Annotated in this window: 27 protein-coding genes; 11 read left to right on the top strand and 16 right to left on the bottom strand. The window is 66.6% G+C overall.

Annotation, left to right across the window (positions count from 1 at the left end; translation table 11 throughout):
• Positions 1 to 61: 61 nt before the first annotated feature.
• Together AC3FJ6_RS17045 and AC3FJ6_RS17040 are read right to left on the bottom strand one after the other, a co-directional pair.
• Positions 62 to 532 (bottom strand): DUF3597 domain-containing protein, encoded by a 471-nt coding sequence (locus AC3FJ6_RS17045; protein WP_488772950.1) that lies wholly within the window; start codon positions 530 to 532, stop codon positions 62 to 64.
• Positions 533 to 625: 93 nt separating this feature from the next.
• A complete protein-coding gene (locus AC3FJ6_RS17040; RefSeq protein WP_488772949.1) occupies positions 626 to 1,282 on the bottom strand; it encodes a GntR family transcriptional regulator in 657 nt (218 codons plus the stop codon).
• Between the two features lie 78 nt (positions 1,283 to 1,360).
• On the opposite strand from AC3FJ6_RS17040, the gene AC3FJ6_RS17035 reads away from it, so the two are divergent.
• The 3 genes from AC3FJ6_RS17035 to AC3FJ6_RS17025 all read left to right on the top strand — a co-directional run bounded on the left by AC3FJ6_RS17035 (position 1,361) and on the right by AC3FJ6_RS17025 (position 4,381).
• Complete coding sequence (locus tag AC3FJ6_RS17035; RefSeq protein WP_488772948.1) at positions 1,361 to 2,122, top strand: enoyl-CoA hydratase/isomerase family protein; 762 nt, start codon at positions 1,361 to 1,363, stop codon at positions 2,120 to 2,122.
• Between the two features lie 64 nt (positions 2,123 to 2,186).
• Complete coding sequence (locus AC3FJ6_RS17030; protein ID WP_488772947.1) at positions 2,187 to 3,191, top strand: tripartite tricarboxylate transporter substrate binding protein; 1,005 nt, start codon at positions 2,187 to 2,189, stop codon at positions 3,189 to 3,191.
• Between the two features lie 35 nt (positions 3,192 to 3,226).
• On the top strand, positions 3,227 to 4,381 hold the full coding sequence (locus AC3FJ6_RS17025) for a CaiB/BaiF CoA transferase family protein (RefSeq protein ID WP_488772946.1): 1,155 nt from the start codon (positions 3,227 to 3,229) through the stop codon (positions 4,379 to 4,381).
• A 24-nt stretch (positions 4,382 to 4,405) separates the two neighbouring features.
• Here the strand turns inward: AC3FJ6_RS17025 and AC3FJ6_RS17020 are convergent, their stop codons facing one another.
• On the bottom strand, positions 4,406 to 4,840 hold the full coding sequence (locus tag AC3FJ6_RS17020) for a GNAT family N-acetyltransferase (RefSeq protein ID WP_488772945.1): 435 nt from the start codon (positions 4,838 to 4,840) through the stop codon (positions 4,406 to 4,408).
• Between the two features lie 188 nt (positions 4,841 to 5,028).
• On the opposite strand from AC3FJ6_RS17020, the gene AC3FJ6_RS17015 reads away from it, so the two are divergent.
• The 7 genes from AC3FJ6_RS17015 to denD all read left to right on the top strand — a co-directional run bounded on the left by AC3FJ6_RS17015 (position 5,029) and on the right by denD (position 12,021).
• Entirely contained in the window at positions 5,029 to 5,772 is a 744-nt protein-coding gene (locus tag AC3FJ6_RS17015; protein ID WP_400395460.1) for a FadR/GntR family transcriptional regulator, read from the top strand.
• Between the two features lie 21 nt (positions 5,773 to 5,793).
• Positions 5,794 to 6,693 carry an L-threonate dehydrogenase gene (gene ltnD / locus AC3FJ6_RS17010; protein ID WP_488772944.1) on the top strand — a complete coding sequence of 300 codons (900 nt, stop codon included), beginning with the start codon at positions 5,794 to 5,796 and terminating at the stop codon, positions 6,691 to 6,693.
• A gap of 4 nt (positions 6,694 to 6,697) precedes the next feature.
• Positions 6,698 to 8,008: a 3-oxo-tetronate kinase gene (gene otnK / locus AC3FJ6_RS17005; protein ID WP_488772943.1), complete on the top strand. Its 1,311-nt coding sequence runs from the start codon at positions 6,698 to 6,700 to the stop codon at positions 8,006 to 8,008.
• A gap of 8 nt (positions 8,009 to 8,016) precedes the next feature.
• On the top strand, positions 8,017 to 8,658 hold the full coding sequence (otnC, locus tag AC3FJ6_RS17000) for a 3-oxo-tetronate 4-phosphate decarboxylase (RefSeq protein ID WP_153948202.1): 642 nt from the start codon (positions 8,017 to 8,019) through the stop codon (positions 8,656 to 8,658).
• Between the two features lie 191 nt (positions 8,659 to 8,849).
• Positions 8,850 to 10,208: an MFS transporter gene (locus AC3FJ6_RS16995; protein ID WP_488772942.1), complete on the top strand. Its 1,359-nt coding sequence runs from the start codon at positions 8,850 to 8,852 to the stop codon at positions 10,206 to 10,208.
• A gap of 28 nt (positions 10,209 to 10,236) precedes the next feature.
• Positions 10,237 to 11,019: a 2-oxo-tetronate isomerase gene (gene otnI / locus AC3FJ6_RS16990; RefSeq protein ID WP_488772941.1), complete on the top strand. Its 783-nt coding sequence runs from the start codon at positions 10,237 to 10,239 to the stop codon at positions 11,017 to 11,019.
• 30 nt (positions 11,020 to 11,049) lie between these two features.
• The gene (denD, locus tag AC3FJ6_RS16985) at positions 11,050 to 12,021 is read left to right on the top strand and encodes a D-erythronate dehydrogenase (protein WP_488772940.1); all 972 of its coding nucleotides are present in this window, start codon (positions 11,050 to 11,052) and stop codon (positions 12,019 to 12,021) included.
• Positions 12,022 to 12,190: 169 nt separating this feature from the next.
• Here the strand turns inward: denD and AC3FJ6_RS16980 are convergent, their stop codons facing one another.
• The 3 genes from AC3FJ6_RS16980 to AC3FJ6_RS16970 form a co-directional block, all read right to left on the bottom strand.
• Positions 12,191 to 12,628, bottom strand: a complete 438-nt coding sequence (locus AC3FJ6_RS16980; RefSeq protein ID WP_488772939.1) for a YbgC/FadM family acyl-CoA thioesterase — start codon at positions 12,626 to 12,628, stop codon at positions 12,191 to 12,193.
• 61 nt (positions 12,629 to 12,689) lie between these two features.
• Positions 12,690 to 13,673: a tripartite tricarboxylate transporter substrate binding protein gene (locus AC3FJ6_RS16975; RefSeq protein WP_400391915.1), complete on the bottom strand. Its 984-nt coding sequence runs from the start codon at positions 13,671 to 13,673 to the stop codon at positions 12,690 to 12,692.
• Between the two features lie 117 nt (positions 13,674 to 13,790).
• Positions 13,791 to 14,789 (bottom strand): alpha/beta hydrolase, encoded by a 999-nt coding sequence (locus AC3FJ6_RS16970; protein WP_488772938.1) that lies wholly within the window; start codon positions 14,787 to 14,789, stop codon positions 13,791 to 13,793.
• 286 nt (positions 14,790 to 15,075) lie between these two features.
• On the opposite strand from AC3FJ6_RS16970, the gene AC3FJ6_RS16965 reads away from it, so the two are divergent.
• Positions 15,076 to 15,597, top strand: a complete 522-nt coding sequence (locus tag AC3FJ6_RS16965) for an O-acetyl-ADP-ribose deacetylase (RefSeq protein ID WP_488772937.1) — start codon at positions 15,076 to 15,078, stop codon at positions 15,595 to 15,597.
• Between the two features lie 63 nt (positions 15,598 to 15,660).
• Here the strand turns inward: AC3FJ6_RS16965 and AC3FJ6_RS16960 are convergent, their stop codons facing one another.
• From AC3FJ6_RS16960 to pncA, 10 genes are all read right to left on the bottom strand, one after another.
• On the bottom strand, positions 15,661 to 16,581 hold the full coding sequence (locus tag AC3FJ6_RS16960; RefSeq protein ID WP_488772936.1) for an alpha/beta fold hydrolase: 921 nt from the start codon (positions 16,579 to 16,581) through the stop codon (positions 15,661 to 15,663).
• A 66-nt stretch (positions 16,582 to 16,647) separates the two neighbouring features.
• Positions 16,648 to 17,550 (bottom strand): SDR family oxidoreductase, encoded by a 903-nt coding sequence (locus AC3FJ6_RS16955; protein ID WP_488772935.1) that lies wholly within the window; start codon positions 17,548 to 17,550, stop codon positions 16,648 to 16,650.
• 117 nt (positions 17,551 to 17,667) lie between these two features.
• Complete coding sequence (locus AC3FJ6_RS16950) at positions 17,668 to 18,603, bottom strand: glutathione S-transferase family protein (RefSeq protein WP_488772934.1); 936 nt, start codon at positions 18,601 to 18,603, stop codon at positions 17,668 to 17,670.
• 45 nt (positions 18,604 to 18,648) lie between these two features.
• Positions 18,649 to 19,491 (bottom strand): class II aldolase/adducin family protein, encoded by an 843-nt coding sequence (locus tag AC3FJ6_RS16945; protein WP_488772933.1) that lies wholly within the window; start codon positions 19,489 to 19,491, stop codon positions 18,649 to 18,651.
• A 32-nt stretch (positions 19,492 to 19,523) separates the two neighbouring features.
• Positions 19,524 to 20,537, bottom strand: coding sequence for an NADP-dependent oxidoreductase (locus AC3FJ6_RS16940; RefSeq protein WP_488772932.1), 1,014 nt, complete (start codon positions 20,535 to 20,537; stop codon positions 19,524 to 19,526).
• Positions 20,538 to 20,621: 84 nt separating this feature from the next.
• Positions 20,622 to 21,053 carry a PaaI family thioesterase gene (locus tag AC3FJ6_RS16935; protein ID WP_488772931.1) on the bottom strand — a complete coding sequence of 144 codons (432 nt, stop codon included), beginning with the start codon at positions 21,051 to 21,053 and terminating at the stop codon, positions 20,622 to 20,624.
• Between the two features lie 119 nt (positions 21,054 to 21,172).
• Complete coding sequence (locus tag AC3FJ6_RS16930; RefSeq protein WP_153948188.1) at positions 21,173 to 21,955, bottom strand: SDR family oxidoreductase; 783 nt, start codon at positions 21,953 to 21,955, stop codon at positions 21,173 to 21,175.
• 39 nt (positions 21,956 to 21,994) lie between these two features.
• Positions 21,995 to 23,854, bottom strand: coding sequence for an acyl-CoA dehydrogenase (locus tag AC3FJ6_RS16925; protein ID WP_488772930.1), 1,860 nt, complete (start codon positions 23,852 to 23,854; stop codon positions 21,995 to 21,997).
• A 182-nt stretch (positions 23,855 to 24,036) separates the two neighbouring features.
• Positions 24,037 to 25,215 carry an acetyl-CoA C-acyltransferase gene (locus tag AC3FJ6_RS16920; RefSeq protein WP_153948186.1) on the bottom strand — a complete coding sequence of 393 codons (1,179 nt, stop codon included), beginning with the start codon at positions 25,213 to 25,215 and terminating at the stop codon, positions 24,037 to 24,039.
• An 81-nt stretch (positions 25,216 to 25,296) separates the two neighbouring features.
• Entirely contained in the window at positions 25,297 to 25,962 is a 666-nt protein-coding gene (gene pncA, locus AC3FJ6_RS16915; protein ID WP_488772929.1) for a bifunctional nicotinamidase/pyrazinamidase, read from the bottom strand.
• Between the last annotated feature and the right edge of the window lie 49 nt (positions 25,963 to 26,011).

Raw genomic sequence — 26,011 nt, 5'->3', positions numbered from 1 at the left:
GTTTGCAAAGCTGGCGTGCAAACTTTCACGGCGCGAGCAGAACCGCCAGTCCATCCTTCGGTCAGTCGGTCAGGTCCTTCGGCAGCTTGCCGCCATTGGCGGCCAGTTCCTGCATGACGCGCTTGTGCAGCCACATGTTCATCGCCGCGGAATCGTTCATGTCGCCGGTGTAGTTCAGCTCCTTGGCCAGCGCCTTGCGATGTTCGAGGCTGCTGTCGATGCCGAGCGCCTTCAGCGTATCGACGATCGATGTGCGCCAGTTGAGCGGTTGGCCGGCCTCGCTGGCCGCCTTGTCCATGACCGCTTCCACATCGACCTGTGACAACGATGGCTGCGCCTGTGCGGCGGCCGGCGCGGGCGCGCTGCCCGGCGGCGGCACGGCGCCCGGCGACGGCGCGTTCGGGCTGGCCGACGGCGACGTGGTGCCGGTCGTGGCGCTCGGCGTCGTGCCCGGCGTGGCGCTGGCGGTTGCGGACCCGCCCGACTGGCTGCGGTGCAGCAGCTTGTTGAGGATGTCCTTGAAGATGCTCATGATGGCCTCCGGTTTCAGGTAGACGGCCACGCCATCCCGCAAAATCCGTTCCTCCGCAGCCCTCTGCGACCGAATCCCCCCATTCCGCGAACGCTATGCCGACGCCGCGTCGGCCAGCAGCACCAGGTCCGCCAGCGCCTTGCCGCCCGCCGAGATATGCGTGCGCATGGCCTCGGCCGCAGCATCGGCCTGCCCGCTCAGAATGGCCTCGACCACCTGGCCGTGCTCGCGGTACGACGTCGCCACGCGTGCCTCGTTGATCAGGTCCTTGCGCTGCCAGTAGATCGCCAGCCGGCGCCGCAACTGCACGATCTGCTCCGACAGAAACGGATTGGCCGCCGCCTGGTACAGCACCTCGTGGAAGACCCGGTTCGCGTCGGCGTACGCCAGCGCATCGCGTTGGCGCGCCGGGACGCCGGCGGCCTCGTGCGAATCGGCCAGCGCACGGCGCCCTTCGGCCGAAATACGCCGGGTGGCCAGGCGGGCCACCACCCCTTCCATCTCGGCCAGCGTCTCGAACATCGCCACCAGCTCTGCCGCGGTGGGCTTGTGGACGAACATGCCCGCGCGCGGCGCGATCGACACCAGCCCCTGGGCGGCCAGCATCAGCAGCGCCTCACGCACCGGCGTGCGTGAACTGTCGAACTGCTCGGCCAGCCTCTTCTCGTCAATCTGCGCGCCGGGCCGCAGATCGCCCGCCTGGATGGCGGCGATCACGCTTTCGCGAATCCGATCTTGTAGCGATTGCATGGGTTTACCCTCTACCTTCCGCATAAAAATATCTGTAGCCTTTTTTAATATATCAAATCGGCTATGAGATATAACAAGATGGATGATACCTCACCCTCGCTGGCCATCGAAGGCCGCGTTGCCACCATCACGCTGCGCCGGCCCCATGTGGCCAACCGGCTCAGCCCGGCCGACCTGATTGCCCTGCGCGACCACGTTGCCGCCGTCAATGCCATGCCCGACGTGCTGGTGCTGTGCTTCGCCGCCACGGGCAAGTACTTCTGCAGCGGCTACGACATCGGATCGCTGGGCGGCAAGCCCGAGGAAGGCGCGGCCAGTTTCGGCGACGTGATCGACGCCATCGAGGCCGCGCGGCCCGCCACGATTGCCGCCATCCAGGGGGGCGTCTATGGCGGCGCCACCGACCTGTGCCTGGCGTGCGATTTCCGGATCGGCGTGCCCGGATGCGACATGTTCATGCCGGCCGCCCGGCTGGGCCTGCACTTCTATCGCGGCGGCATGGAACGCTATGTCTCGCGCCTGGGCCTGAACGCCGCCAAGCGGCTGTTCCTGACCGCCGACCGCATCGAGGCCGACGAGATGCTGCGCATCGGCTTCCTGACCGAGATGGTGAGCGCCGATGCGCTGGCCGCCCGCGTGGCGGCATTGAGCGCCCAGCTGGCCGGCATGGCGCCGATCGCACTGACCAGCATGAAGCGCCACCTCAACGACATCGCCTGTGGCCGGCTTGACGCCGACGCGCTGCAACGCGACATCCACCGCTCAGAAACCTCGGAAGACCTGCGCGAGGGCGCGGCGGCATGGAAGGAGAAACGAACCCCTGCGTTCCGCGGCCGATAGCCACGCCAGGCACAGCCGCGTCCATTCACTCAAGTGGCGAAACAGCTACGGAGGAGACATCATCATGACGACCACCCTGACCACCCTGACCACCCTGCCCCATCGCGCCGCGCTGGCCATCCTTGGCACGCTGTTCGCGGCGCTGCCCGTTGCCGCATCGGCGCAGACTTCTTACCCCAACAAGCCGATCCGGCTCGTGATCGGATTTCCGGCCGGGGGCGGCGCGGACAACACCGCGCGGCTCTATGGCGATGCGCTGAGCCGCGAGCTGGGGCAGCCGGTGGTGGTCGACAACCGGCCCGGCGCCGGCACCACGATTGCCGCCGAGTACGTCGCCAAGTCGGCGCCCGATGGCTACACGCTCTACATCGCCACGGCCAGCCTGATGGGCGGCGACAAGGTGCTGTACAAGAACATCCGCTACGAACCGTCCGACTTCGCGCCGATCACGAAACTGTCGGCCGCACCGCTGATCCTGGCGGTCAACAAGGACACAGGCATCCGGAACGTGCAGGACCTGATCGCGCAGGCCAAGGCGCACCCGGGCGCCATCAACTATTCGTCGTCGGGCAATGGCGTGATCACGCACCTGGCTGGCGTCTATTTCACCAAGCTGGCCGGCGTGCGCATGACGCACGTGCCGTACAAGGGCGGCGCGCCGTCGGCGCAGGCCGTGGCCGCCGGCGACGTGCAGGTGACGTTCGGCACGGCGCCATCGGTCAAGCCGATGATCGACACCCACAAGGTCGTACCGATCGCGGTCACATCGGCCCAACGCTCGAACGCCAACCCGCAGCTGCCGACCATCGCCGAAAGCGGGCTCAAGGGCTACGACCTGTCGGCCTGGTACGGGCTGTTCGCCCCCGCGAAAACGCCGCCCGAGATCATCGACAAGCTGTTCGCAGCCACCGCCCGCGTCATGGCCGACCCCGAACTGCGCAAGCGATTCCTGGCGCAGGGCGACGAGGTGTCGGTGTCGGCATCGGTGGCTGAATTCCGCGAATTTGCGGCCCGCGAAGGCAAGATCGGCGTGGACCTGGCGCAGTCCAGCGGCGCGAAGATCGACTGATGCCGGCCCGCGCACCGAACCTGAAGGAGTCAAGCATGACAACGCCAAACGGCCCCCTCCACGGCATCACCGTCGTCGACCTCACGCGCGTGCTGGCCGGCCCGTACTGCACGATGATGCTGGCCGACCTGGGCGCCCGCGTCATCAAGATCGAGAATCCCGACCGGGGCGACGATTCGCGCCAGGTGGGGCCGTTCGTCGATGGCGAGTCGGCCTATTTTGCGTCGGTGAACCGCAACAAGTCGTCGATCGCGCTCGACCTCAAGGACGCGTCGGACCGCGCGGTGCTGGAAAGGATGCTGGAAGGCGCCGACGTGCTGGTGGAAAACTTCCGCGCCGGCGTGATGGACAAGCTCGGCTACACATGGGAGATGCTGCGCGCCCGCTATCCGCGCCTGGTGTATGCGTCGATCTCGGGCTTCGGCCAGACCGGCCCCTACCGCAACCGGCCCGCCTACGACATGGTGGTGCAGGCCATGGGCGGCCTGATGAGCGTGACCGGCGAGCCCGGCGGCAATCCGGCGCGCGTGGGCGTGTCGATTGGCGATATCGGCGCGGGCCTGTATGCCACCATCGGCATCCAGGCCGCGCTGCTGCGCCGCGCCGCTACCGGGCTGGGCGAACGGGTCGATATCTCGATGCTCGATTGCCAGGTGGCGCTGCTGGAAAATCCCATCGCCCGTTTTTCGGCCACCGGCAACGTGCCGAAGCCGCTGGGCACGCGGCACCCGTCGATCACGCCGTTCGACATGTTTGCCACGCAGGACGGCTTTATCGTGATTGCGGTGGGCAACGACGCCTTGTTCGACCGGCTCTGCCGCGCCCTGGCGCGGCCGGAATGGGCCGACGACCGCCGGTTCGCGTCGGTCCCGGCCCGCAACGAACACCATGCCGACCTGAAGCAATGCCTGGAAACGCGTCTGCGCGAGGCACCGACCGCCGAATGGGAAGCCATCCTGGAGGCCGCCGGCGTGCCGCATGGTCCATTGAACGGGGTGCCGCAGATCATGGAGAACGCCCACGTCGAGGCCCGGCAGATGCTGCTCGACGTTGGCATCGGCGCCGACAAGTCGCTGCGCGTGGCAGGCAATCCGATCAAGATCGGCGACGCCTGGCAGACCGGCGCGGTGCGGCCGGCCCCCCGGCTCGACGAGGACCGCGAGGCGCTGCTGCGCGAGTTCGGCGCGTAGCCGAAAACCGAGGAACCGGCAGACTCAGCCGATGCGCTTGCGCATCTCGACGTGCGGAATGCCGGCTTCCTCGAATTCCTCACCGACCTGCTCGAAGCCCACGCGCGCGTAGAACGGCGCGGCGTGGGTCTGGGCATTGAGAATCAGTGCCGGGTAGCCCAGTTCGGCGGCCTTGGCCATCAGCGCGTCCAGCACCCTGGCGCCCACGCCGGTGCCGCGCGCCACCTTGAGCACGGCCATGCGGCCGATATGGCCATCCGACAGCAGCCGGCCCGTGGCCACCGGCGTGCCATCGGCGGCAAACGCCAGCGCGTGCCAGCTTGGGGCGTCCATGTCATCCCACTCCAGTTCCACCGGCACGCCCTGCTCCTCCACAAACACGCTGTAGCGGATGGCGCGCGCACGTTCGCGGGCTTCATCCCAGGGGCAGACCAGTACGGAATCGGCGGAAACGGACATGATGTTCGAGGGGCGGGGAAGTCTGGAAAGACGCAATCATACGACGGCAGGCCCGTGACGGCGGTCAAGGTGATGCAGCAGGGCCGTGCGATTATCGGCCATCGGCCGCACCATCCTAGGGATTACCCCCTCTGCCAACCCTTGGCGAAATTTGTATGATGACCTGACTACCCGATGACGTGACGATGATGTTCCAGAAGATTCCCGCCCGTGCGCTGACCGACAGCGTGGCCGAACAGCTACTCGAAAAGATCGAAGGCGGCGCTTTTCCGCGTGGCGCCAAGCTACCCACGGAGGCCGTGCTGTCGGAGGAGTTCGGCGTCAGCCGCACCGTAATCCGCGAGGCCATTGCGCGGCTGAAATACGAAGGGCTGGTGGAATCGCGCCAGGGCAGCGGCGTTTTCGTCACGGAACAGGCCGGCATCCGGCCGCTACGCATCGACTACACCGACGTCGGCACCCTTGAATCGGTGCTGCAGATCGTCGAACTGCGACGTTCCATCGAAGCCGAGGTGGCCGCGCAGGCCGCCCGCCGCCGCACCGATGCCGCCATGGCCGGCATCGACGCCGCGCTGGCCCGTCTGGATGCCGAGGTGGCCGCCGGCGGCGACGGCGTGGACGCCGACGTGGGCTTTCACCGCGCCATCGCCGAAGCCACCGGCAACCCCTACTTTCTCAAGACACTGGCGTTCCTGAGCCAGTACCTGGAAACCGCCACCCGCGTGACCCGTACCAACGAGGCGCGCCGCGAGGACTTCTCGCGCCAGGTGCGCGAGGAACACCAGGCCATCGTCGCCGCCATTCGTGCCGGCGACCCCGACGCCGCGCGCAATGCCGCGCAGAACCACATGTACAACGCGGCGCGCCGCCTGTCGCAACTGGGCGACGACGATGCTGCCGCCGGCGACCTGCCGCAAGGCCCGTCGCATTAATCCCGCTTTCAGGAGATTTCCATGTCCAGGAATATTGGTGTCATCGGCTTGGGCGCGATGGGCTATGGCGTGGCGCAGTCGCTGCTGCGCGCCGGCTTCAAGGTCCATGCGTTCGATCTGCGCGATGAAGTGCTGCGCCGCTTTGCCGACGCCGGCGGCGTGCCCTGCGGCAGCCCGGCCGAACTGGGCGAACGCTGCGACGTGGTGATCACGCTGGTGGTCAACGCCGCGCAGACCGAAGCGGTGCTGTTCGGCGAACGGGGTGCCGTGCCGGCCATGGCCGCGGGCAAGCTCGTGATCGCCAGCGCCACCGTGCCCCCCGGTTTTGCCGAGGCGCTGGGCAAGCGCCTGGCCGAAAAGGGCCTGCTGCTGATCGACGCGCCGGTCTCGGGCGGCGCCGCCCGCGCGGCCACTGGCGAAATGACGATGATGACGTCAGGACCGGCCGAAGCCTACGCGCTGGCCGAAGACGTGCTGGGCGCCATCGCCGGCAAGGTCTATCGCCTGGGCGACGCCCATGGTGCCGGCTCGAAGGTCAAGATCATCAACCAGCTGCTGGCTGGCGTGCATATCGCCGCCGCGGCCGAAGCCATGGCGCTGGGCCTGCGCGAAGGCGTGGACCCGGACGCGCTCTACGACGTGATCACGCACAGCGCCGGCAATTCGTGGATGTTCGAAAACCGCGTGCCGCACATCCTGGCCGGCGACTACACGCCGCTGTCCGCCGTCGATATCTTCGTCAAGGATCTGGGCATGGTGCTCGATACCGCGCGCACCAGCAAATTCCCGCTGCCACTGTCGGCCGCCGCGCACCAGATGTTCATGATGGCGTCCACCGCCGGCCACGGCGGCGAGGATGATTCGGCCGTCATCAAGATCTTCCCGGGCATCGAACTGCCGGCCGGCAAAGGCAAGGAGTAAGGCGATGACGACCGATCGCCAGAACCGCCCGAATGGCCCCAATGGCCCGAATACGCCGCTGCTGGGCTGCATCGCCGACGACTTTACCGGCGCCACCGACCTGGCCAACACGCTCGTGCGCAACGGCATGCGCACCGTACAGACCATTGGCGTGCCCACGTCGACCGTGGAAGCCGACGCCATCGTCGTCGCGCTGAAGTCGCGCACGATTCCGGCGGCCGACGCCGTGGCGCAATCGCTGGCGGCGCTGGCCTGGCTGCGTGAACAGGGCTGCCGCCAGTTCGTGTTCAAGTATTGCTCGACGTTCGATTCGACTGACACCGGCAATATCGGCCCGGTGGCCGAGGCCCTGCTCGACGCGCTGGGCAGCGATTTCACGATCGCCTGCCCGGCCTTCCCCGAAAACGGCCGCACGATCTTCCGTGGCCACCTGTTCGTGGGCGACGCGCTGCTCAACGAATCGGGCATGGAGCACCATCCGCTCACGCCGATGACCGATGCCAACCTGGTGCGCGTGCTGCAGCGCCAGAGCCGGGCCAAGGCCGGCCTGCTGCGCTATGACACCGTGGCCAAGGGGCCCGAGGCCGTGCGCGCCCGCATCGACGCCCTGCGCGCCGAGGGCGTGAAGCTGGCCATTGCCGATGCGATCTCCGACGCCGATCTGTTCACGCTGGGCGAAGGCTGCGCGGCGCTGCCGCTGATCACGGGCGGGTCGGGCATTGCGCTGGGCCTGCCGCAGAACTTCCGCCGCGCCGGGCTGCTGCCCGTGCGCACCGACGCCGCCGATGTGCCGGCCGTCAATGGCCACGGCGTGGTGCTGGCCGGCAGCGCATCACGCGCCACGAACGGCCAGGTGGCGCACTGGATCGCCCAGAAACGCCCCGCCTTGCGGATCGATCCGCTGCGCCTGGCGCGTGGCGAGGCCGTGGCCGACGAGGCCCTGGCCTTTGCCCGCGATCATGACGAGCCGGTGCTGATCTACGCCACCGCGCAACCCGAACAGGTCAAGGCCGTGCAGGCCGAACTGGGCGTGGCGCGCGCGGGCGAACTGGTCGAGCACGCGCTGGCCTGCATTGCGGCCACGCTCAAGGCGCGCGGCACGCGCCGCTTCGTGGTGGCTGGCGGCGAAACGTCGGGCGCGGTGGTGCAGGCGCTGGGCGTGCAGTCGCTGCGCATCGGCCGCCAGATTGCGCCCGGCGTGCCGGCCACGGTCACGCTCGATGCCGAACCGCTGGCGCTGGCCCTGAAATCGGGCAACTTCGGCGGCGAGAACTTCTTCGACGAAGCCTTGCAGGCGCTGGGAGCCGCGCGATGAGCCTGACCATGAGCCAGAACGAAAGCGCGCTGCGCGAAGAGATCTGCCGCGTCGGCGCCAGCCTGTTCCAGCGCGGCTACACGGTCGGCACGGCCGGCAACATCAGCGCCCGCCTGGAAGACGGCTGGCTGATCACGCCCACCGATGCCTGCCTGGGCACGCTCGACCCGGCCAGGGTGGCCAAGGTGGCCACCGACGGCACCTGGGTATCGGGCGACAAGCCGTCGAAGACGCTGACGCTGCACCGCTGCGTCTACGACAACAACCCGAACGCCCACGGCGTGGTGCATACCCATTCGACGCATCTGGTGGCCCTGACGCTGGCCGGCGTCTGGCAGCCCGACGACGTGCTGCCGCCGATCACGCCGTACTACGTGATGAAGGTCGGCCATATCCCGCTGATTCCGTACCACCGGCCCGGCGACCCCGCTGTGGCCGCCCGCGTGGCGCAGCTGGCCCGCGAGGTACGCGGCGTGCTGCTGGCGCGCCTGGGCCCGGTGGTGTGGGAAGACAGCGTGTCGCGCGCGGCCTGGGCGCTGGAGGAGCTGGAAGAAACCGCCCGGCTCTGGATGATGCTGCGGGACAAGCCCGCCCCGCTCGATGAAGCCGCGCTGGCGGAACTGCGCGACACGTTCAAGGCGAGGTGGTGAACCTGTAATACCTACCGACTGATTGTTTCTCCCCTCTCCCGCCTGGCGGGAGAGGGGCCGGGGGAGAGGGCCAGCGCATCCCCCAGGCGACGCCACAAAACAAACGCCCCTGCCCTTTCCCCAACCCTCTCCCGCCCTGCGGGAGAGGAAGCAAACCGGCTGAATTTTCAATACACGTGGAGACCTTCCAGATGACCGCTTCCAACCCCGCGGTGGGGACCCCTGCCGCCGACGCACGGCTCGACGCCGACGCCGCCACCGAAAAGACTGCCTACACCAAGGTGTTCTGGCGCATCATGCCGTTCCTGATGCTGTGCTACGTGATCGCCTATCTCGATCGCGTCAACGTGGGCTTCGCCAAGCTGCAGATGGCGCAGGACCTGCAGTTCTCGGAGACCGTGTTCGGCCTGGGCGCCGGCCTGTTCTTTATCGGCTACTTCCTGTTCGAGGTGCCCAGCAACCTGCTGATGCACCGCATCGGCGCGCGCGTCTGGATCGCGCGGATCATGATCACGTGGGGCATCATCTCGGCCGCGTTCGTGTTCGTGCAGACGCCCACGCAGTTCTACGTCATGCGCTTCCTGCTGGGCCTGGCGGAGGCGGGCTTCTATCCGGGTGTGATCCTGTACCTGACGTACTGGTATCCCTCGCACCGCCGCGCCAAGATGATCGCGCTGTTCATGTCGGGCATCCCGGTGGCCGGCATGTTCGGCAACCCGCTGTCGGGCTGGATCATGGACGCGTTCCACGACACCCACGGCTGGGCCGGCTGGCAATGGATGTTCTTTATCGAGGCGCTGCCCGCGTTTGCCATCGGCATCGTGACGATCTTCGTGCTGCGCGACGGCATCGACAAGGCGCCGTGGCTCAGCCATGACGAAAAGCGCGTGCTCAAGCGCAATATCGAGGAAGACGAGCGCGCCGCATCGGCCGCCGCCGCGGCCAATGGCCAGCGCGACATGCATTCGCTGGGCGCCGTGTTCAGCGACCGCCGCGTCTGGTGGATGTGCCTGATCTACTTCTGCTTCGTGACCGGCCAGTATGCGCTGACGTTCTGGATGCCGACCCTGGTCAAGGCCAGCGGCGTGACCGGCAACCTCAACATCGGCCTGCTGTCCGCCATCCCGTTCATCTGCGCGATCGTCGTCATGAACATCCTGGGCCACAGCGCCGATGCCCGCCGCGAACGCCGCTGGCACCTGATCGTGCCGGCGCTGATGGGTGCCACGGGCTTTGCGATTGCGGCGTCCTTCACCCACAATACCCCGGTGGCCATTGCGGCGCTGTCGCTGGCCGCGGCCGGTGTGCTGACCTGCGCGCCGCTGTTCTGGTCGCTGCCGACCGCGTTCCTGAGCGGCATTGCCGCCGCGTCGGGCATCGCCGTGGTCAACTCGGTGGGCAACCTGGCAGGCTTTGTGTCGCCGTACATGGTGGGCGCGCTCAAGGACCTGACGCAGAGCACGCAATTGCCGATGTATGTGCTGTCTGCCATCCTGATCGTGGGCGCCCTGCTGGTGTGGCTGACCCCGGCCCGGCTGGTCAACCGCTGATCGAACCTGAAGTTCAAGGAGACCTGACATGCCGCGCTTTGCCGCGAACCTCTCGATGATGTACACGGAACACGACTTCCTGGACCGCTTTGCCGCTGCGGCAAAGGACGGCTTCCAGGCCGTGGAGTACCTGTTCCCGTACGACCATCCGGCCGCCGAGATCCGCCAGCGGCTGGACGCGCACGGCCTGACCCAGGCCCTGTTCAACGCGCCGCCGGGCGACTGGGCCGCCGGCGAGCGCGGCATCGCCGCCCTGCCCGGGCGCGAGACCGAGTTCCGCAACGCGTTTTCCAAGGCGCTGGAATACGCGGCCGTGATCGGCAACGACCGCGTGCACGTGATGGCCGGCCTGGTGCCGGCCGACGCCGACCGCGCCCGCTGCCGCGCCGTCTATCTGGAAAACCTGGCCTACGCCGCCGCGTCGGCCGCCGCGCACGGCATCACGGTGCTGATCGAGCCGATCAACACGCGCGACATGCCGGGCTACTTCCTGAACCGTCAGGACGACGGGCAGGCCATCTGCCAGCAGGTGGGCGCCGCCAACCTGAAGGTGCAGTTCGACTGCTACCACTGCCAGATCGTGGAAGGCGACATCGCCAAGAAGCTGGCACGCGATGTTGCCGGCATCGGCCATATCCAGATTGCCGGCGTGCCCGAGCGACACGAGCCGGACATCGGCGAACTGAACTACCCGTACCTGTTCGACGTGATCGACCGGCTCGGCTACACGGGCTGGATTGGCTGCGAGTACCGGCCGCGTGCCGGCACGTCCGAGGGCCTGGGCTGGCTCAAGCCGTACCTGAAGCGTTGATCCTCTGAAACCCACAGGATTGTTGCAACCATGAACGTACTGATTACCGGCGGTGCCGGATTCCTGGGCCTGCAACTGGCCCGCCTGCTGCTCAAGCGCGGCACGCTGAACCTGGACGGCCGCGCCGTCACGATCGACAGGCTCACGCTGCTCGACGTGGTGGCGCCCCAGATCGACGATGCCCGCGTGCGCGTGGTGACGGGCGACCTGTCCGACCCGGCCGTGCTGGCGCAGGCCATCGACCGGGATACCGGCGCGATCTTCCACCTGGCCGCCGTGGTCAGCGGCCAGGCCGAGGCCGATTTCGACCTGGGCATGCGCGTAAACCTGGACGCCTCGCGGGCACTGCTGGAAACGTGCCGCCAGGTCGGCCACGTGCCGCGCGTGGTGTTCACGAGTTCGGTGGCCGTCTATGGCGGCAAGCTGCCGGCCGTGGTACGGGACGATACCGCGCTGAATCCGCAGTCTTCGTACGGCGCGCAGAAGGCCATCGGCGAGCTGCTGCTGTCCGATTACAGCCGCAAGGGCTTTGTCGATGGCCGCGTGCTGCGCCTGCCGACGATCAGCGTGCGGCCCGGCAAGCCCAATGCCGCCGCGTCGTCGTTTGCCAGCGGCATCATCCGCGAACCGCTGTCGGGCGTGGCGGCCAACTGCCCGGTACACCCGGACACCGCGCTGTGGCTGCTGTCGCCGCGCGGCGCGATCCAGGCGCTGGTCAATGGCATCGAACTGGACGGCGCGCGCTTTGGCAACCGTCGCGTGGTGAACCTGCCGGGCCTGTCGGTGACGGCCGCGCAAATGGTGGACGCCCTGCGCCGCGTGGCCGGCGATGCGGTGGCAGACCGCGTGACCTGGCAGCGCGAGGAGCGCATCGAGAAGATTGTGGGTACCTGGCCGGCGGCTTGGGACCCTTCCCGCGCGCTGGAACTGGGCTTTGTCAGCGACGCCAGCTTTGACGATGTGATTCGGGCTTATGCGGAGGATGCGGGGATCTCGCTTTGAGTGAGCCGTATCGCTATTGAGCCGCTGGCCCTCTCCCCCGCCCCTCTCCCGCCTTGCGGGAGAGGGGAGAGAACAAGAAGCACGGCAACCGCTGTTGGTGTGCTCCCCTCTCCCGCTCTGCGGGAGAGGGCCGGGGGAGAGGGCGAGCGCCTCAAACCCTCCCCCCGCTTTACGCAGCGGGCCTGGTTACCTCCCACGCCTCGATCTGCTCCCTCACCTGCGCCGGAATCGGCGCCGACTTCTGGGTGTTCGGGTCCGCGCACACGTAGACGATCTCGCCGGTGATCAGGTGTTCGTCGCCGCGGTACATCTCCACGCGGAACAGCAGGCTCGACCGGCCCAGCCGCGCCATGCGGCCGCGGATATCGAGCATGTCGTCGAAGCGTGCCGAGGCGTGGTATTCGAGCGTCGACTTGACCACGAAGATGTCCACGCCATGCGCGTGCAGCACGTCTTCGGGGTAGCGGATGCCCACCGCGCGCCAGTATTCGGTCACGCAGATATCGCAGTAGGTCAGGTAGTGCGCGTTGAAGACGATCGACTGCGGATCGACCTCGGCCCAGCGCACGCGCAGCGGCATGCTGTGGCGGAAATCCTCTTTGGCCATCTGGCACAGGCTCCCAATGAAAAACGGGGCGCTCCGTGGAACGCCCCGCCCGATGACAGGCTTATTGCGGCTTGTTCAGCCCGAGCTTCTCGATGATCGCGCGCTCGCGCTTGACCGTGTCTGCCGCAAATGCCGCGTACTGGGTGGAGCTCATGTAGTACGGCTCCATGTCGAACTTGGCCAGCGATTCGCGGTAGTTCGGCATTTCCATGGCCTGCTTGAACGCGTCATGCAGCTTCTTGACGATGGCCGGATCGGTGCCCTTGGGCGCCACCAGGCCAAATGGCGAGGTCTGCACGATGCCCATGCCCAGTTCCTTCAGCGTCGGCACGTTCGGGAAGCGTGCCGACCGCTTGTCGCCCCAGGTGGACAGCAGGCGCAGCTTGCCCGATTCCACGTACTGGGCCCAGGCCGGCGTATCGGCCACCGACATCACATGGCCGCCCAGCAGCGCCTGCATCGACTCCGAGTTGCCCTTGTACGGGATGTGCGAGAACTGCACGCCCTGGCGCATGGCCAGGTCTTCCATGGTCAGGTGCAGCGTGGTCATCGATCCCGGCGAACCGTAGGTCAGCTTGCCCGGATTGGCCTTGGCGTAGGCGATGTAGTCCTGCATCGTCTTGATCGGCGAATCGGCCGGCACCACCAGGCCAAACGAATAGCCGGCCAGGTTGATGATGTAGCTCAGGTCCTTGACCGGGTCCCAGTTGATCTTGGTGGTGTACGGCAGGCGGTACACGGGCATGGCCACCTGGGCCAGCGTGTAGCCGTCCGGGGCCGTGGACTGCATCATCTGCGCGGGCAGCACGCCGCCGGCGCCGGGCTTGTTCTCGACGATCACGGGCTGGCCCAGGATCTTCGAGGCGTTTTCCGCCAGCACGCGGAACGGGATGTCGGTGGAACCGCCGGCCGTGTAGCCGATGATCAGGCGAATCGGGCGATTCGGGAATTTGTCCGCCTGGGCGTGTGCCGGCATGGCGGCCAGTCCAACTGCGGCCGAAGCGGCGATCAGGCCCACCTGGGCCATAAAGTGGCGGCGTTGCATGAGTGTTGTCTCCTTCTGCTGCAAAAATGCACTGTTGCGACTTCGATAAACCGTGAAACAGATGCAGGCCCGCCCCGGTTGTTATGGGCAGGGGTCAGGCCAGAATTCGTTGATTGACTATGTCTGGAACGCCTCCCGCAGCGCAGCGATGGCGTCGGCATGGGCGCCTGCCACGGCATGGATAAAGCGTCCCATCTTGAAGAAATCGTGAATCATCGTCGGGTAGTCGGCCAGCGTGGCGGCCACACCGGCCCCTTGCAGCTTGGCGGCGTAGGCCACGCCTTCGTCGTGCAGCGGGTCGTAGCCGGCCACGGCGATCCATGCCGGGCATACGCCTCGGACGTCGGCCCCGTGCCCGCCACCGTCGAGCGGCGCAAAGCGCCAGTCGTCGCGGCTGGCATCCTGGTCCAGATACTGGCCAAAGAACCACTGGATCATGTCGGCCGTCAGCAGGTAGCCATCGGCCAGCGCATGGTGCGACGGGGTGTCCTGGCGCGCACTGGTGCCGGGATAGATCAGCATCTGCAGCACGGGCTTCAGACCGGTATCGCGCGCCTCGACGGCACAGGCCGCCGCCAGCGTACCGCCCGCGCTGTCGCCGCCGATGGCGATCCGGGCGGGGTCGGCGCCTAGCCGGGCCGCTTCGTCGAATACCCAATGCAGCACGTCGAACGCGTCGTTGGCGGCGGTCGGGAATTTCCACGCCGGACCGAGCCGATAGTCCACGGACAGCACCAGGCAATCGGCGCCATTGCAGAACACGCGGCACAGCGAGTCATGCGAATGAATGCTGCCGACCGTGAACCCGCCGCCGTGGAAGTAGACCAGCAGCGGCAGCGGGTCGGCCCAGCTGGCTTCGCGCGGCGCATAGAGCCGCACCGGAATCGCATACCCATCGCGGGCCGTGACCGCGAAATCCTCGACGCTGTGTACCGCTGCCGGCGACAGATCCAGAATCGGCGCGCTCTTTTCGTAGCCGATCTTGGCGTCCGCCGGGTCCATCGTATGGATCGCCGGACGCTTGGCCCGCGCAATCAGTTCCAGCAGCTGCGCGACCTGGGGGTCGAGCGGCTGGGCAGGCAAGCCGGGAACGGACGGAGAAAGCTGAGCGGACATAGGAACAGTCGAAATCGGACAATCGGCCATGTTAGACCGATACCGACCGGGGGCACACCGGGATCACAGGCTCAACAACAATTCGAATTGTGAACGGTCGTTCGATTTCCGTATCATGCCAGCCTTTCCGGCCTGCAGCATTACGAAATAACCCTCAAGACAACTCCTGAAGCACCTTTTGCGCGATCACCGGCCATGCTTGCGATGCTGCCGGGCGCACGTTCCGCGCCTATGCTTGTAGGGGCGTGCAACGCCAGCACGGCACCCCCACTAAACAGGAGACACCATGACAGGCGAACACTTGCAGGTTGTGCATGGGGATATCACGAGGATGGAGGTCGATGCCATCGTCAACGCGGCCAATAGCGGGCTGCAGGGCGGAGGCGGCGTGGACGGCGCCATTCACGGCGCGGGCGGGCCGGCCATCGGGGCCGCTTGCCGGGCGATTCGCGATGCCCAGGGCGGGTGTCCGACTGGCGAGGCGGTGATCACCACGGGCGGGCTGCTGCCGGCCCCCTATGTCATCCACGCCGTGGGGCCTGTGTGGAAAGGCGGCAGCGCGAATGAAGATGCCCTGCTGGCCAGCGCCTATCGGAACAGCATCCGGCTGGCGGGCGAACATCATCTGCGCACGGTGGCGTTTCCGAACATCAGCACGGGCATCTACGGCTTCCCGCGCGAGCGCGCCGTCGATATCGCCATCGCGGCGGTGCGCGAGGCATTAGGCCGCGCCCCGTCGATCGAGCAGGTGACCTTTGTCTGCTTCGACGACGAGAACTACAAGCTGTATCGCGAGCGGCTCAAATAGGCGGCAGCGCGCTGGCGGCTACGGTTCGAGCCGCCTGTGCGCGCCCTTCCTTCCCGCGTGCCACTACGGCAGCGCGCTGCGGATCAGCAGATTGATCCGCTCGGGCTGCTCGTGGATGACCCAGTGCGTGCCTTCGGGAATGCGTTCCAGGCGCAGGTCCGGCACGAAATCTTCGAGCCCGTCCACCAGCGACTTTGGCAGCGCGCGGTCGTTTTCGCCCCAGATCACCAGGGTAGGCACCCGGATCACGAACATCGCGGGGTCCAGCCGCGAGATATCCGGCGCGGTCTCGCCCGGCGCCGGCGGGTGCATCGGCGTGGCCCGGTAGTAGTTGACGCCGCCGGTCAGCGGGTGCGAATCGTCGTCGCCGGGCGCCGACCATGCCGCGTGATACTTCGCGCGGGTCTCGCCCGTGAACCAGGCCGGCACGGCGCCCGCCTCGCCCGTCAGCATCTTTTCCAGCAAGGCAAAGTCGTTGGCCGCCAGCGCCTGCTCCGAACCGGGCTTGCGCAGCCAGTTCATGTAGGCCGACGCCTGCTGCTGCGCCGGATCGGCCGACAGCGCCCGGGCGAACAGGTATGGGTGGGGCGAGTTGATGATGACAAAGCGTTCGACCAGCTGCGGAAACTGCGCCACCAGATTCCAGCAGACCGCCCCGCCCCAGTCGTGCGCCACGATCGTGCATCGCTCGTAGCCCAGCACCCGGATGAACTGCACCAGGTCTTCGACCAGCAGCTTCGGCTTGTAGGCGTCGGGCGACGCCGGTTTGCTCGACAGGTTGAAGCCGCGCAGGTCGGGCGCCACCGCGAAGTGGGTCTGCCCGAATTCCGCCAGTTGCCGCTCCCACGCGTACCAGAACTCGGGGAAGCCATGCACGAACAGGATCAGCGGCTTGCCCTGCTCGCCCGCACTGCCGTAATGCAGCCGCGTGCCATTGGGCAGGTTGGCGAACTGCAAATGATGGATCACGGCGGGTGCGGTCATCGTTGTCTCCCTGGCTATGTCTGCCATCACAGGTCTCCCGATCGACGATGCAAGAAAGTGGCCAGGTCAGCCGCGCAGCGCGGCAACCAGGCCGGCGCGGACTTCGGGCTTGTCGCCGAACGGATCGCCAGGATTACGCTGGTTGACGATGTCCTCCATGCGGTTGCGCACCGTGGCCAGGGCCTGCGGGTGGGAATAAATATAGAAGCTTTCGTCGCGAATGGCATCGAACGTCATCTGCGCGACGTCCGCCGCGGTGACCTTGCCCGAATTGACTGCCTTGTCCGACAGCGCCTGCGACACCATCTGCGAGCGCGTCGGCGGCGCGTCGTTGGCCAGGCCGGCAGGCCGGTTGCGCTGCGACTGGCTGATGCCGGTCGGCACGAAGTATGGGCACAGTACCGAGCAGCGCACCTGTTCGGTGACCAGGCTCAGGTCCTGGTAGAGCGTTTCGGTGAGCGACACCACCGCGTGCTTGGACACGTTGTAGACGCCCATCGCTGGCGGGTTCAGCAGGCCGGCCATCGACGCCGTATTGACGATGTGGCCCTGGAAGCCGGGGTCCTTCTTCGCGGCTTCGAGCATCAGCGGCGTGAAGATGCGCACGCCGTGGATCACCCCGTACAGGTTGACGCCGAGCACCCACTCCCAGTCCTTCTCGGAGTTTTCCCACAGCAGGCCGCCCGCACCGACGCCGGCGTTGTTGAAAACCAGGTTGACCTCGCCGAAGGCCGTCATGGCCGCATCGGCCAGCGCCTGAACCTGTTCGGCTTTCGAGACATCCGTGCGCAGCCCGATCACCTGGGCGCCCTGCGCCTTGAACTCGGCCACCGCGGCGTCGAGCGCATCTTCCTGGACATCGGCCAGCACAAGCTTCATGCCCGACTGGGCGCCAATCCGCGCGAACTCCTTGCCGAATCCCGATGCGCCGCCGGTAATGACGGCGACCTTGCCTTCGAACTGCTTCATGGGTGTCTCCTCCGTTTTCGGATATGCCCGGATATGTCCGGATACGTCTTGTATTGATGTTCTTTGCTCCCCTCTCCCGCAAGGGGGTGAGGGGCAAACACTGCACCACTGCGTGCCTTAGCCCGCCGCCTGCACGTGATAGCCCTGACGCGGGAAATGCACGTTGACCGCGCCTGCACGCGGGTCCTGCCGGCGAATGGTGACCACGTGCTCGGTCAGCGTCAGCAGTACACCGGCCACCGGGTCCTTCGCGTAGTCGGTGGGGGTGACCGTGACTGCGTCACCGGCCGCAAAGCCGGCGCCGGGCAGGATGGTCGTGTCGTGTGGCAGCGGGTCGTGATCATAGGCATCGGCAATGGCGGATTCGGCAGGAATCACGCGCAGCTTGCCGTGCCCATACGCCTGCATGCGCGCGAACCAAGTCTTGACCAGCGGATAGCCGTCGAGCAATGCCGCCAGCGTCGGGGCCCGCCGGATAAACCAGATGCAGTGAAACAGCGAGAAATCGGCAATCGACAGCTCCGGACCGGCCACATGCTGCAGGCCGGTGGACAACTGCTCCTGCAGCTGCGCGAAGGTCTCGTGCAGCATCGCCGCCGCCTCCGGCAACGGCATGCGCAGCGCGTTGGAGTCGCCGCGCATGGCCTTGCGGTCCGCCATGAAGGCCTGGATCTGCCCCGGCGACAGGTGCGACAGCATCGCCTGCACGCCGGCCGGCTGCATGGCGTAGGTCACGGTGGCCGTAAACAACGCGCTGTCGATCCAGGCCGCCATGATGCGCGACGGCGCGGCCTGCGCCACCGGATACAGCGGCGGATTGGGCGCCATGCGGTCCAGCACCGCGCAAATCAATGCCGTATCGCAATAGATATCGGCGCCGATCTGCATGACCGGCGTGCGGCGGTAGCCGCCGGTCAGCGCCGTGACATCGGGCTTGGGCATGATGGGCGGAATTTCCACCGCGCACCAGGTCAAGCCCTTGGCGCCCAGCACGAGCCGGATTTTCTCGGAAAACGGCGATGTTGCGTATTGATGAAGGATGATGTCGGGCATCTTGGCCTTTCAGGAGGAGAGAGATCGCGAAAGATCGACTCCTGCTTAATCGAGCAGATCCGGCTGTTCTTTAACGATACGTGCGTATAACGGCTGGAACTGGAACCAGCCGGCCTGCGCCGTACCGACGATCGCGTAGGCCTGGCTGGCCGCCGCATCGCTGATCACCTTCGGTGCCTGGCCCGTCCGGGCGGCCGCCGATTCGGCCAGGATCTGTACCTGGCACGACCGCTCCATCGTGATGAACCACCAGGCGGCCTCGTCCACGGTCTTGCCCACCGTCAGCAGGCCATGGTTCTGCAGGATGGCCGCCTTGTTCGGGCCCAGCGCGTTGGCGATACGCTGGCCTTCGTCCAGTTCGACCACCACGCCGCCAAAGTCGTCGTACAACGCATGGTCGTTGTAGAACGCGCAGACGTCCTGGGTCAGCGGATCGAGCTTGCGCCCCAGCGTGGACCACGCCCGGCCGTACGTGCTGTGCGAATGGGCCGCGGCCACGGCGTCTTCACGCGTCTGGTGCACACGCGAGTGAATGGCAAAGGCCGCCGCGTTCACCGGATAGTCACCCTCCACCACGTTGCCGTGGTGGTCGCAGCGGATCAGATTCGACACCTTGACGTGGCTGAAATGCACGCCAAACGGGTTGACCCAGAACGTGTCGGTGAACTCGGGGTCGCGCGCCGTGATATGGCCGGCCACGCCTTCGTCGAACCCGAATTTGGAGAACAGCCGGAACGCCGCCGCCAGCCGCTGCTTGCGGTGCAGCCGCTCCTGGGCCGGCGTATCGAACTTCGGCGGGCGCGGCAGGTTGCGGTAGCGGGCCTTGACCTCCTCGGACAGGCCAGCGGCCATGTCATCCTTGTCATTGGCGGTTTGCGGGGCGTTCATGGCTGTCTCCTTTTTTGTGGGTGGGGTGCCGCTCAGACCATCTTCACCAGCTGCTTGCCGAAGTTCTTGCCCTTCAGGAGGCCGATAAAGGCCTCCGGCGCGCTGGCCAGGCCTTCGGCGATGCTCTCGCGGAACTTGATCTTGCCCTGCGCCACAAAGCCGCCCAGTTCCTTGAGCGCCTGCGGCCAGACGTCCATGTGCTCGGACACGATAAAGCCCTCGATCTTGCAGCGCGACACCAGGATGGCGCGCGGGTTGCGGATCGGCATGTCCTGGCCGTCGTAGCCGGCGATCAGGCCGCACACGGCGATGCGCGCGAACGGGTTCAGGCGGGCCAGCACCACGTCGAGGATGTCGCCGCCGACGTTCTCGAAGTAGCCATCGACACCCTTGGGCGTCACGGCCTTGACCATCGCGTACAACTCCTTGGCGTCCTTGGCCGCCTTGTAGTCCACGCAGGCGTCGAAGCCCAGTTCATTGGTCACGTAGTCGCACTTGTCCTTGCCGCCGGCCACGCCCACCACGTAGCAGCCGGCCAGCTTGGCCAGCTGGCCAACCACGCTGCCCACGGCGCCCGAGGCCGCACTGACCACGATGGTCTCGCCGGCCTTGGGGGCGATGATCTTGTTCAGGCCATACCAGGCGGTCACGCCGGGCATGCCGACCGAGCCCAGGTAGGCCGACAGCGGGATATGCGTGGTGTCCACCTTCTGCATGCCGCCGCCGTCGGTCACGCCGATTTCCTGCCAGCCGAACATGCCGACGACCTTGTCGCCGACGTTCCACTTGGGGTTCTTGCTGGCGATGACCTCGCCCACGGTGCCGCCGATCATCACTTCGCCCAGCGGCTGCGGATCGGCGTACGACTTGCTGTCGCTCATGCGGCCGCGCATGTACGGGTCCAGCGACAGGAAATGATTGCGCACCATGACCTGGCCGTCGGCCAGATCCGGCACGGCCACCTCTTCCAGGCGGAAATTCTCGGGCGTGACGGCTGCGGCCGGACGCGAGGCCAGTACGATGCGCTTGTAGGTTTGCTTCGACATGTGTGGATTCCTTCGCTCGGTTTGCGCGTGGCTTGCGCGGTGTTGCGCGGTTTTTGGGATGGAAGCACTGCTGGCGCGACGGGATCAGCCGTCGGCACCCGAATCCGCCGCCCCGGTTTCCCGCTTGGGCGGCATGCGCTTGATGTACTTGAACGTGCCGGAGGCCTTCGACACGATCTTGCCGTCGACGTCGACGATCTCGCCTTCGCAGAACACCATCGTCGACGTACGATGCACGGTCTGCCCGCGCGCGGTCAGCTTGCCCCGCCCAGGCGCCATGAAGCTGGTCTTCATCTCGATGGTCACCACGCCCCGCCCTTCGGCGTCGGACGAGCGGCCGGCGATGGCCATCGCCACGTCGAGCAGGGTCATGATCACGCCGCCGTGCGCCATGTCCCAGCTGTTCTGGTGGCGCGTCTGCAGATCCAGCTCGATCTCGCTGCGGCCGCCTTCCATGGTGTTGCACAGCACGCCGAGATCGGCAAGGAACGGGATATTGAGTTGGCGTTGGGTCATGTTTGGGGGCAATGGAAAAACCTTCGGCCTGAATTATGCGCCGGCTTCGCGCCCCGCTCCCGTGTCCCGGAGAGGGTTGGGAGAGCGGGCGCGGCACTTACACGACACTTACATCGCACTTACACCGCGCTGACCCCACCATCGACCGCCAGGATCTGCCCGGTGATGTGCTTGCCGGCGTCCGACGCAAACAGCAGCGCGGCGCCCTTCAGGTCTTCGTCGTCGCCCAGCCGGTGCAGCGGCACGCCTTCGCACATCTTGTCCACGCCCAGGCGGTCCAGCGACCCCTTGGTCATCTTCGACGGGAAGAAGCCCGGGGCCAGCGCGTTGACCGTGATGTTGTGCTCGCCCCATTCGCCAGCCAGCGTGCGCGTGAAATTGATCACCGCGCCCTTCGACGTGTTGTAGGCAATGGTCTCCATCGAGCCCGGCGGGTTGCCGCCCAGGCCGGCAATCGACGCCACATTGATGATGCGGCCATGGCGGCGCGGGATCATCGACAGCTTGCCGATCTTCTGCGACAGCAGAAACAGACCGCGGATGTTCAGGTTCATCACCTTGTCCCAGGCCTCGATCGGGTGATCCTCGGCCGGGGCGCCCCAGGTGGCCCCCGCGTTGTTGACGAGAATGTCGACGTGGCCCAGCCTGGCCAGTGCCTCGTCCGCCAGGCGTGCGATCTCGTCGTCGCGCGAGCCATCGGCCGCGATCCAGTCGGCCTCGATGCCGCGCGCCTTCAGGTGGGCCTGCGCCGACTGCAGTTCGTCGGCCTTGCGCGCCGACAGCACCAGACGCGCGCCCTGCTCGCCCAGCGCCTCGGCAATCTGCAGGCCCAGGCCGCGCGAGCCGCCCGTGATCAGTGCGGTGCGCCCCTTCAGGTCGAACAATTGCTGGATGGTTCTCATGTTGTCTCCGTTTCTTTATGGTGCATGGTGGCTTGCGATCTAGAACCAGGCGTCCTGCATGTCGAGCGTGGTCCGGTCCAGCGAGGCCAGCAGGTCGAGCTGCGGATACACCTTGGGCAGCTCGAACCGGAAGAAGTACGCCGCCGCGGCGAGCTTGCCGCGATAAAAATCGGCATCCTCGCCGTTCGCGCCGGCCAGCGCCGCCTGCGCCACCAGGGCCTGCTCCAGCCAGATCCACGCCACCACGACGTGGCCAAACGCTTCCAGGTAGACCGATGCGTTGGCCAGCGTCACATTCGGATCGCCGGCCGACCACAGCGTCTGCGTGACCTCGGCCAGCCGCGCGGCCGCCGCGCCCAGCGCACGCGCCTGCTCGCCCAGAACCTTGTGGCCACTGGCTGCGGCGCGCTGGCAGGTTGCCTGTACGCGCTGGCCCAGCAACTGGAAGGCCGCCCCGTCCTGCATGACCACCTTGCGGCCCAGCAGATCCAGACCCTGGATGCCGTGCGTGCCCTCATGGATCGGGTTCAGGCGGTTGTCACGATAGAACTGCTCGACGTTGTATTCGCGCGTATAGCCGTAACCGCCATGCACCTGGATAGCCAGGCTGTTGGCTTCCAGGCACCACTGCGACGGCCAGCTCTTGGCGATCGGCGTCAGGATATCGAGCAGCAGCGACAGCTCGCGGTGCCGTGCCGTCTCGCCGGCCGCCTTTGCGGCGTGCTCGTCGTCCACCAGCCGCGCGCAGTACAGGTTCAGCGCCAGGCCGCCTTCGGCATAGCTCTTCTGCGCCAGCAGCATGCGGCGCACGTCGGCGTGTTCAACGAGCTTGACCTGCGGGCTGGCCGGGTCCTTTCCCTGCGGCCCGACCGGCCGGCCCTGCGGACGGTTGCGGGCGTAGTCGAGCGCGTGCAGGTAGCCCGTATAGCCCAGCGCCACCGCGCCCAGGCCCACGCCGATCCGCGCCTCGTTCATCATGTGGAACATGCAGGCCAGACCCTTGTGCGGCTCGCCCACCAGATACCCGATGGCGCCGGCCTTGCCGCCCGGCTTGTACTTCATGCCCTCGCCGAAGTTCAGCAGGCAGTTGGTGGTGCCCCGGTATCCCATCTTGTGGTTAAGGCCGGCCAGCACGACGTCGTTGTGCTCGCCCAGCGAGCCATCCGCGTTGACCAGGTACTTCGGCACGATAAACAGCGAAATACCCTTCACGCCCGGAATCAGCTTGCCATCCGGGCCCGGAATCTTGGCCAGCACCAGGTGCACGATGTTGTCGGACAGCTCATGCTCGCCGGCCGAGATCCACATCTTGTTGCCGCGCAGCCGGTATTGCTGGCCCAGCGGCGATTCGCCTTCGTACTCGGCCCGCGTGGTGACGTCCGACAACGACGACCCGGCCTGCGGTTCCGACAGGCACATCGTGCCGAAAAAGCGCCCTTCGAGCTCCGGCCGCACGAAGGTGTCGATCTGCGCCGGCGTGCCATGGGTCAGCAGCAGGTTGGCATTGCCGATGGTCAGGAACGGGTACGAACTGGTGCCGACGTTGGCCGCCTTGAAATATGCGAACGCGGCCTTCTCCAGCGTGACCGGCAATTGCATGCCGCCGTACTCGTAGTCCTGCCCGGCCGCCATCAGGCCGGCTTCGCAGAACGCCTTCAGCGCGGTCTTGACTTCGGGGATGATCGTAACGGTCTCGCCGTCGAAGTGCGGTTCCTGGGCATCGCTCTTCTTGTTATGCGGCGCGAACAGGTCCGTGGCGATCTTTTCGCAGGTATCGAGCGCGGCGTCGAAGGTTTCGCGCGAATGGTCTGCAAAACGGGGAATCTGGGTCAGTGACTCGGCATCGAGCCATTCGTACAGGACGAAATTGAGATCACGACGGGAGAGAATCAGCGACATGGAAAGCGAAGCTCCGGGCTGAAATAAGGGAAGGAAAAGCGCCCCCCTCCCGCATGCGGGAGGGGGTGGGGGGAGAGGGAATCGCGTTTCAACTTGCGATATCGCAAATCGATGCGCCCGCCCTCTCCCCTGCCCCCTCTCCCGCACGCGAGAGAGGGGAAACAACATGCACCCGGGAAGCCTTACAGCACCTCGAACAGGCCGGCGGCACCCTGGCCACCGCCGATGCACATCGTCACCACGACGTACTTGACGCCGCGGCGCTTGCCTTCGATCAGCGCATGACCAACCAGGCGGGCGCCGGACACACCGTACGGATGGCCCACGGCGATGGCACCGCCGTTCACGTTCAGGCGATCCATCGGAATGCCCAGCTTGTCGGCGCAGTACAGCACCTGTACGGCAAACGCCTCGTTCAGCTCCCACAGGCCGATGTCCTCGACCTTCAGGCCCGTCTTCTTCAGCAGCTTCGGCACCGCGAACACCGGACCGATACCCATTTCATCGGGCTCGCAGCCGGCCACGGCAAAGCCGCGGAACACGCCCAGCGGCTGCAGGCCCTTGGCGGCCGCCACGCGGGCGTTCATCACCACCGCAGCCGAAGCGCCGTCCGAGAACTGCGACGCGTTGCCGGCCGTGATCACGCCGCCGGGCATGGCCGTGCGGATCTTCGACACGCCTTCCAGCGTGGTGTCGGCACGGATGCCTTCGTCAGCGTCGATGGTGACTTCCTTGGTCATCAGCTGACCCGTGGCCTTGTCGGCCACGCCGGCGAGCACCGTCATCGGCACGATCTCGTCCTTGAACTTGCCGGCTTCCAGGGCAGCGGCGGCACGTAGCTGGCTCTGCACGCCATACTCGTCCTGGCGCTCCTTCGAGATGTTGTAGCGTTTGGCCACGTTCTCGGCGGTCTGCAGCATGCTCCAGTAGATTTCCGGCTTGTTCTTGTTCAGCCAGCTTTCCTGGATCATGTGGCGGTTCATCTCCTGCTGCACGCACGAGATCGATTCCACGCCGCCGGCCACGAAGATATCGCCTTCGTCGGCGATCACGCGCTGCGCGGCCATGGCGATGGTCTGCAGGCCCGACGAGCAGAAGCGGTTCACGGTGGCGCCGGGCACGGTCACCGGGCAGCCTGCGCGCAGGGCGATCTGGCGCGCGATGTTGGCGCCGGTGGCGCCTTCGGGGTTGGCACAACCCATCAGCACGTCTTCCACTTCACCGGCCTCGATCTTGGCCCGCGCAATAGCGTGCTGGACGGCGTGGCCGCCCAGGGTGGCGCCGTGGGTCATGTTGAAAGCGCCCTTCCAGCTCTTGGCCAGCCCGGTACGGGCGGTGGATACGATGACTGCCTCGTTCATGTGTTGCTCCTCGGTATCTTGGTGTCTCTGGCTAATCTCTAGCCAACTTGCGACGAATATTCGGTGTGTCGACGTGAATCGTCAGGACTCGGGAAGCCAGGGGTTGTGGTTCGCACTGCCGGCCAGCAACGCCGCGGACGTCGTACGCTGGACGCCGGCCGCGGCAAGCTCCTGCCAGGCTCGGGCCAGCGATCCGTCCAGGTCGATCGCCCGGCAGGCATCTTCCACGACCACCGCCTCGAAGCCCGCCGCGCGCGCATCGAGCGCGCTCCAGGCCACGCAGTAGTCGGTCGCCAGCCCGACGCAGACCACGCGCCGGACGCCCTGCTCGCGCAGGTAGCCGCCCAGGCCGGTCCTTGTCGTGCGATCCGCTTCCAGGAAGGCGCTATAGCTGTCCACGCCGGCATGGTGGCCCTTGCGGATCAGCAGCCGCGCATGCGGAACACGCAGGTCCGCATGCAGCGCGGCGCCCGGGGTGTCCTGCACGCAGTGGTCCGGCCACAGCACCTGCTCGCCATACGGCAGCGTGGCGGTCTGGAACGGCGCGCGCCCGGCATGGCTGGTGGCAAACGACGCATGCCCGGCCGGATGCCAGTCCTGCGTCAGCACCACATGCTCGAATGCCGGCGCCAGCCCGTTGATCACGGCCACGACCTCGTCGCCCTGCGGCACGGCCAGCGCGCCACCGGGCATGAAGTCGTTCTGCACGTCGATCACCAGCAGGCAGTCCTGCGCGCCGTAGGCCATGGTTCCGTGTCCCCTGTTTCCCTGTTCCTGTCGATTCAGGCCGTCGTGT

This window comes from Cupriavidus sp. 94F1, from assembly GCF_057798875.1.
Note: the sequence above shows the minus strand (reverse complement) of the source record. Positions and strands in the feature narration are given on the sequence as shown.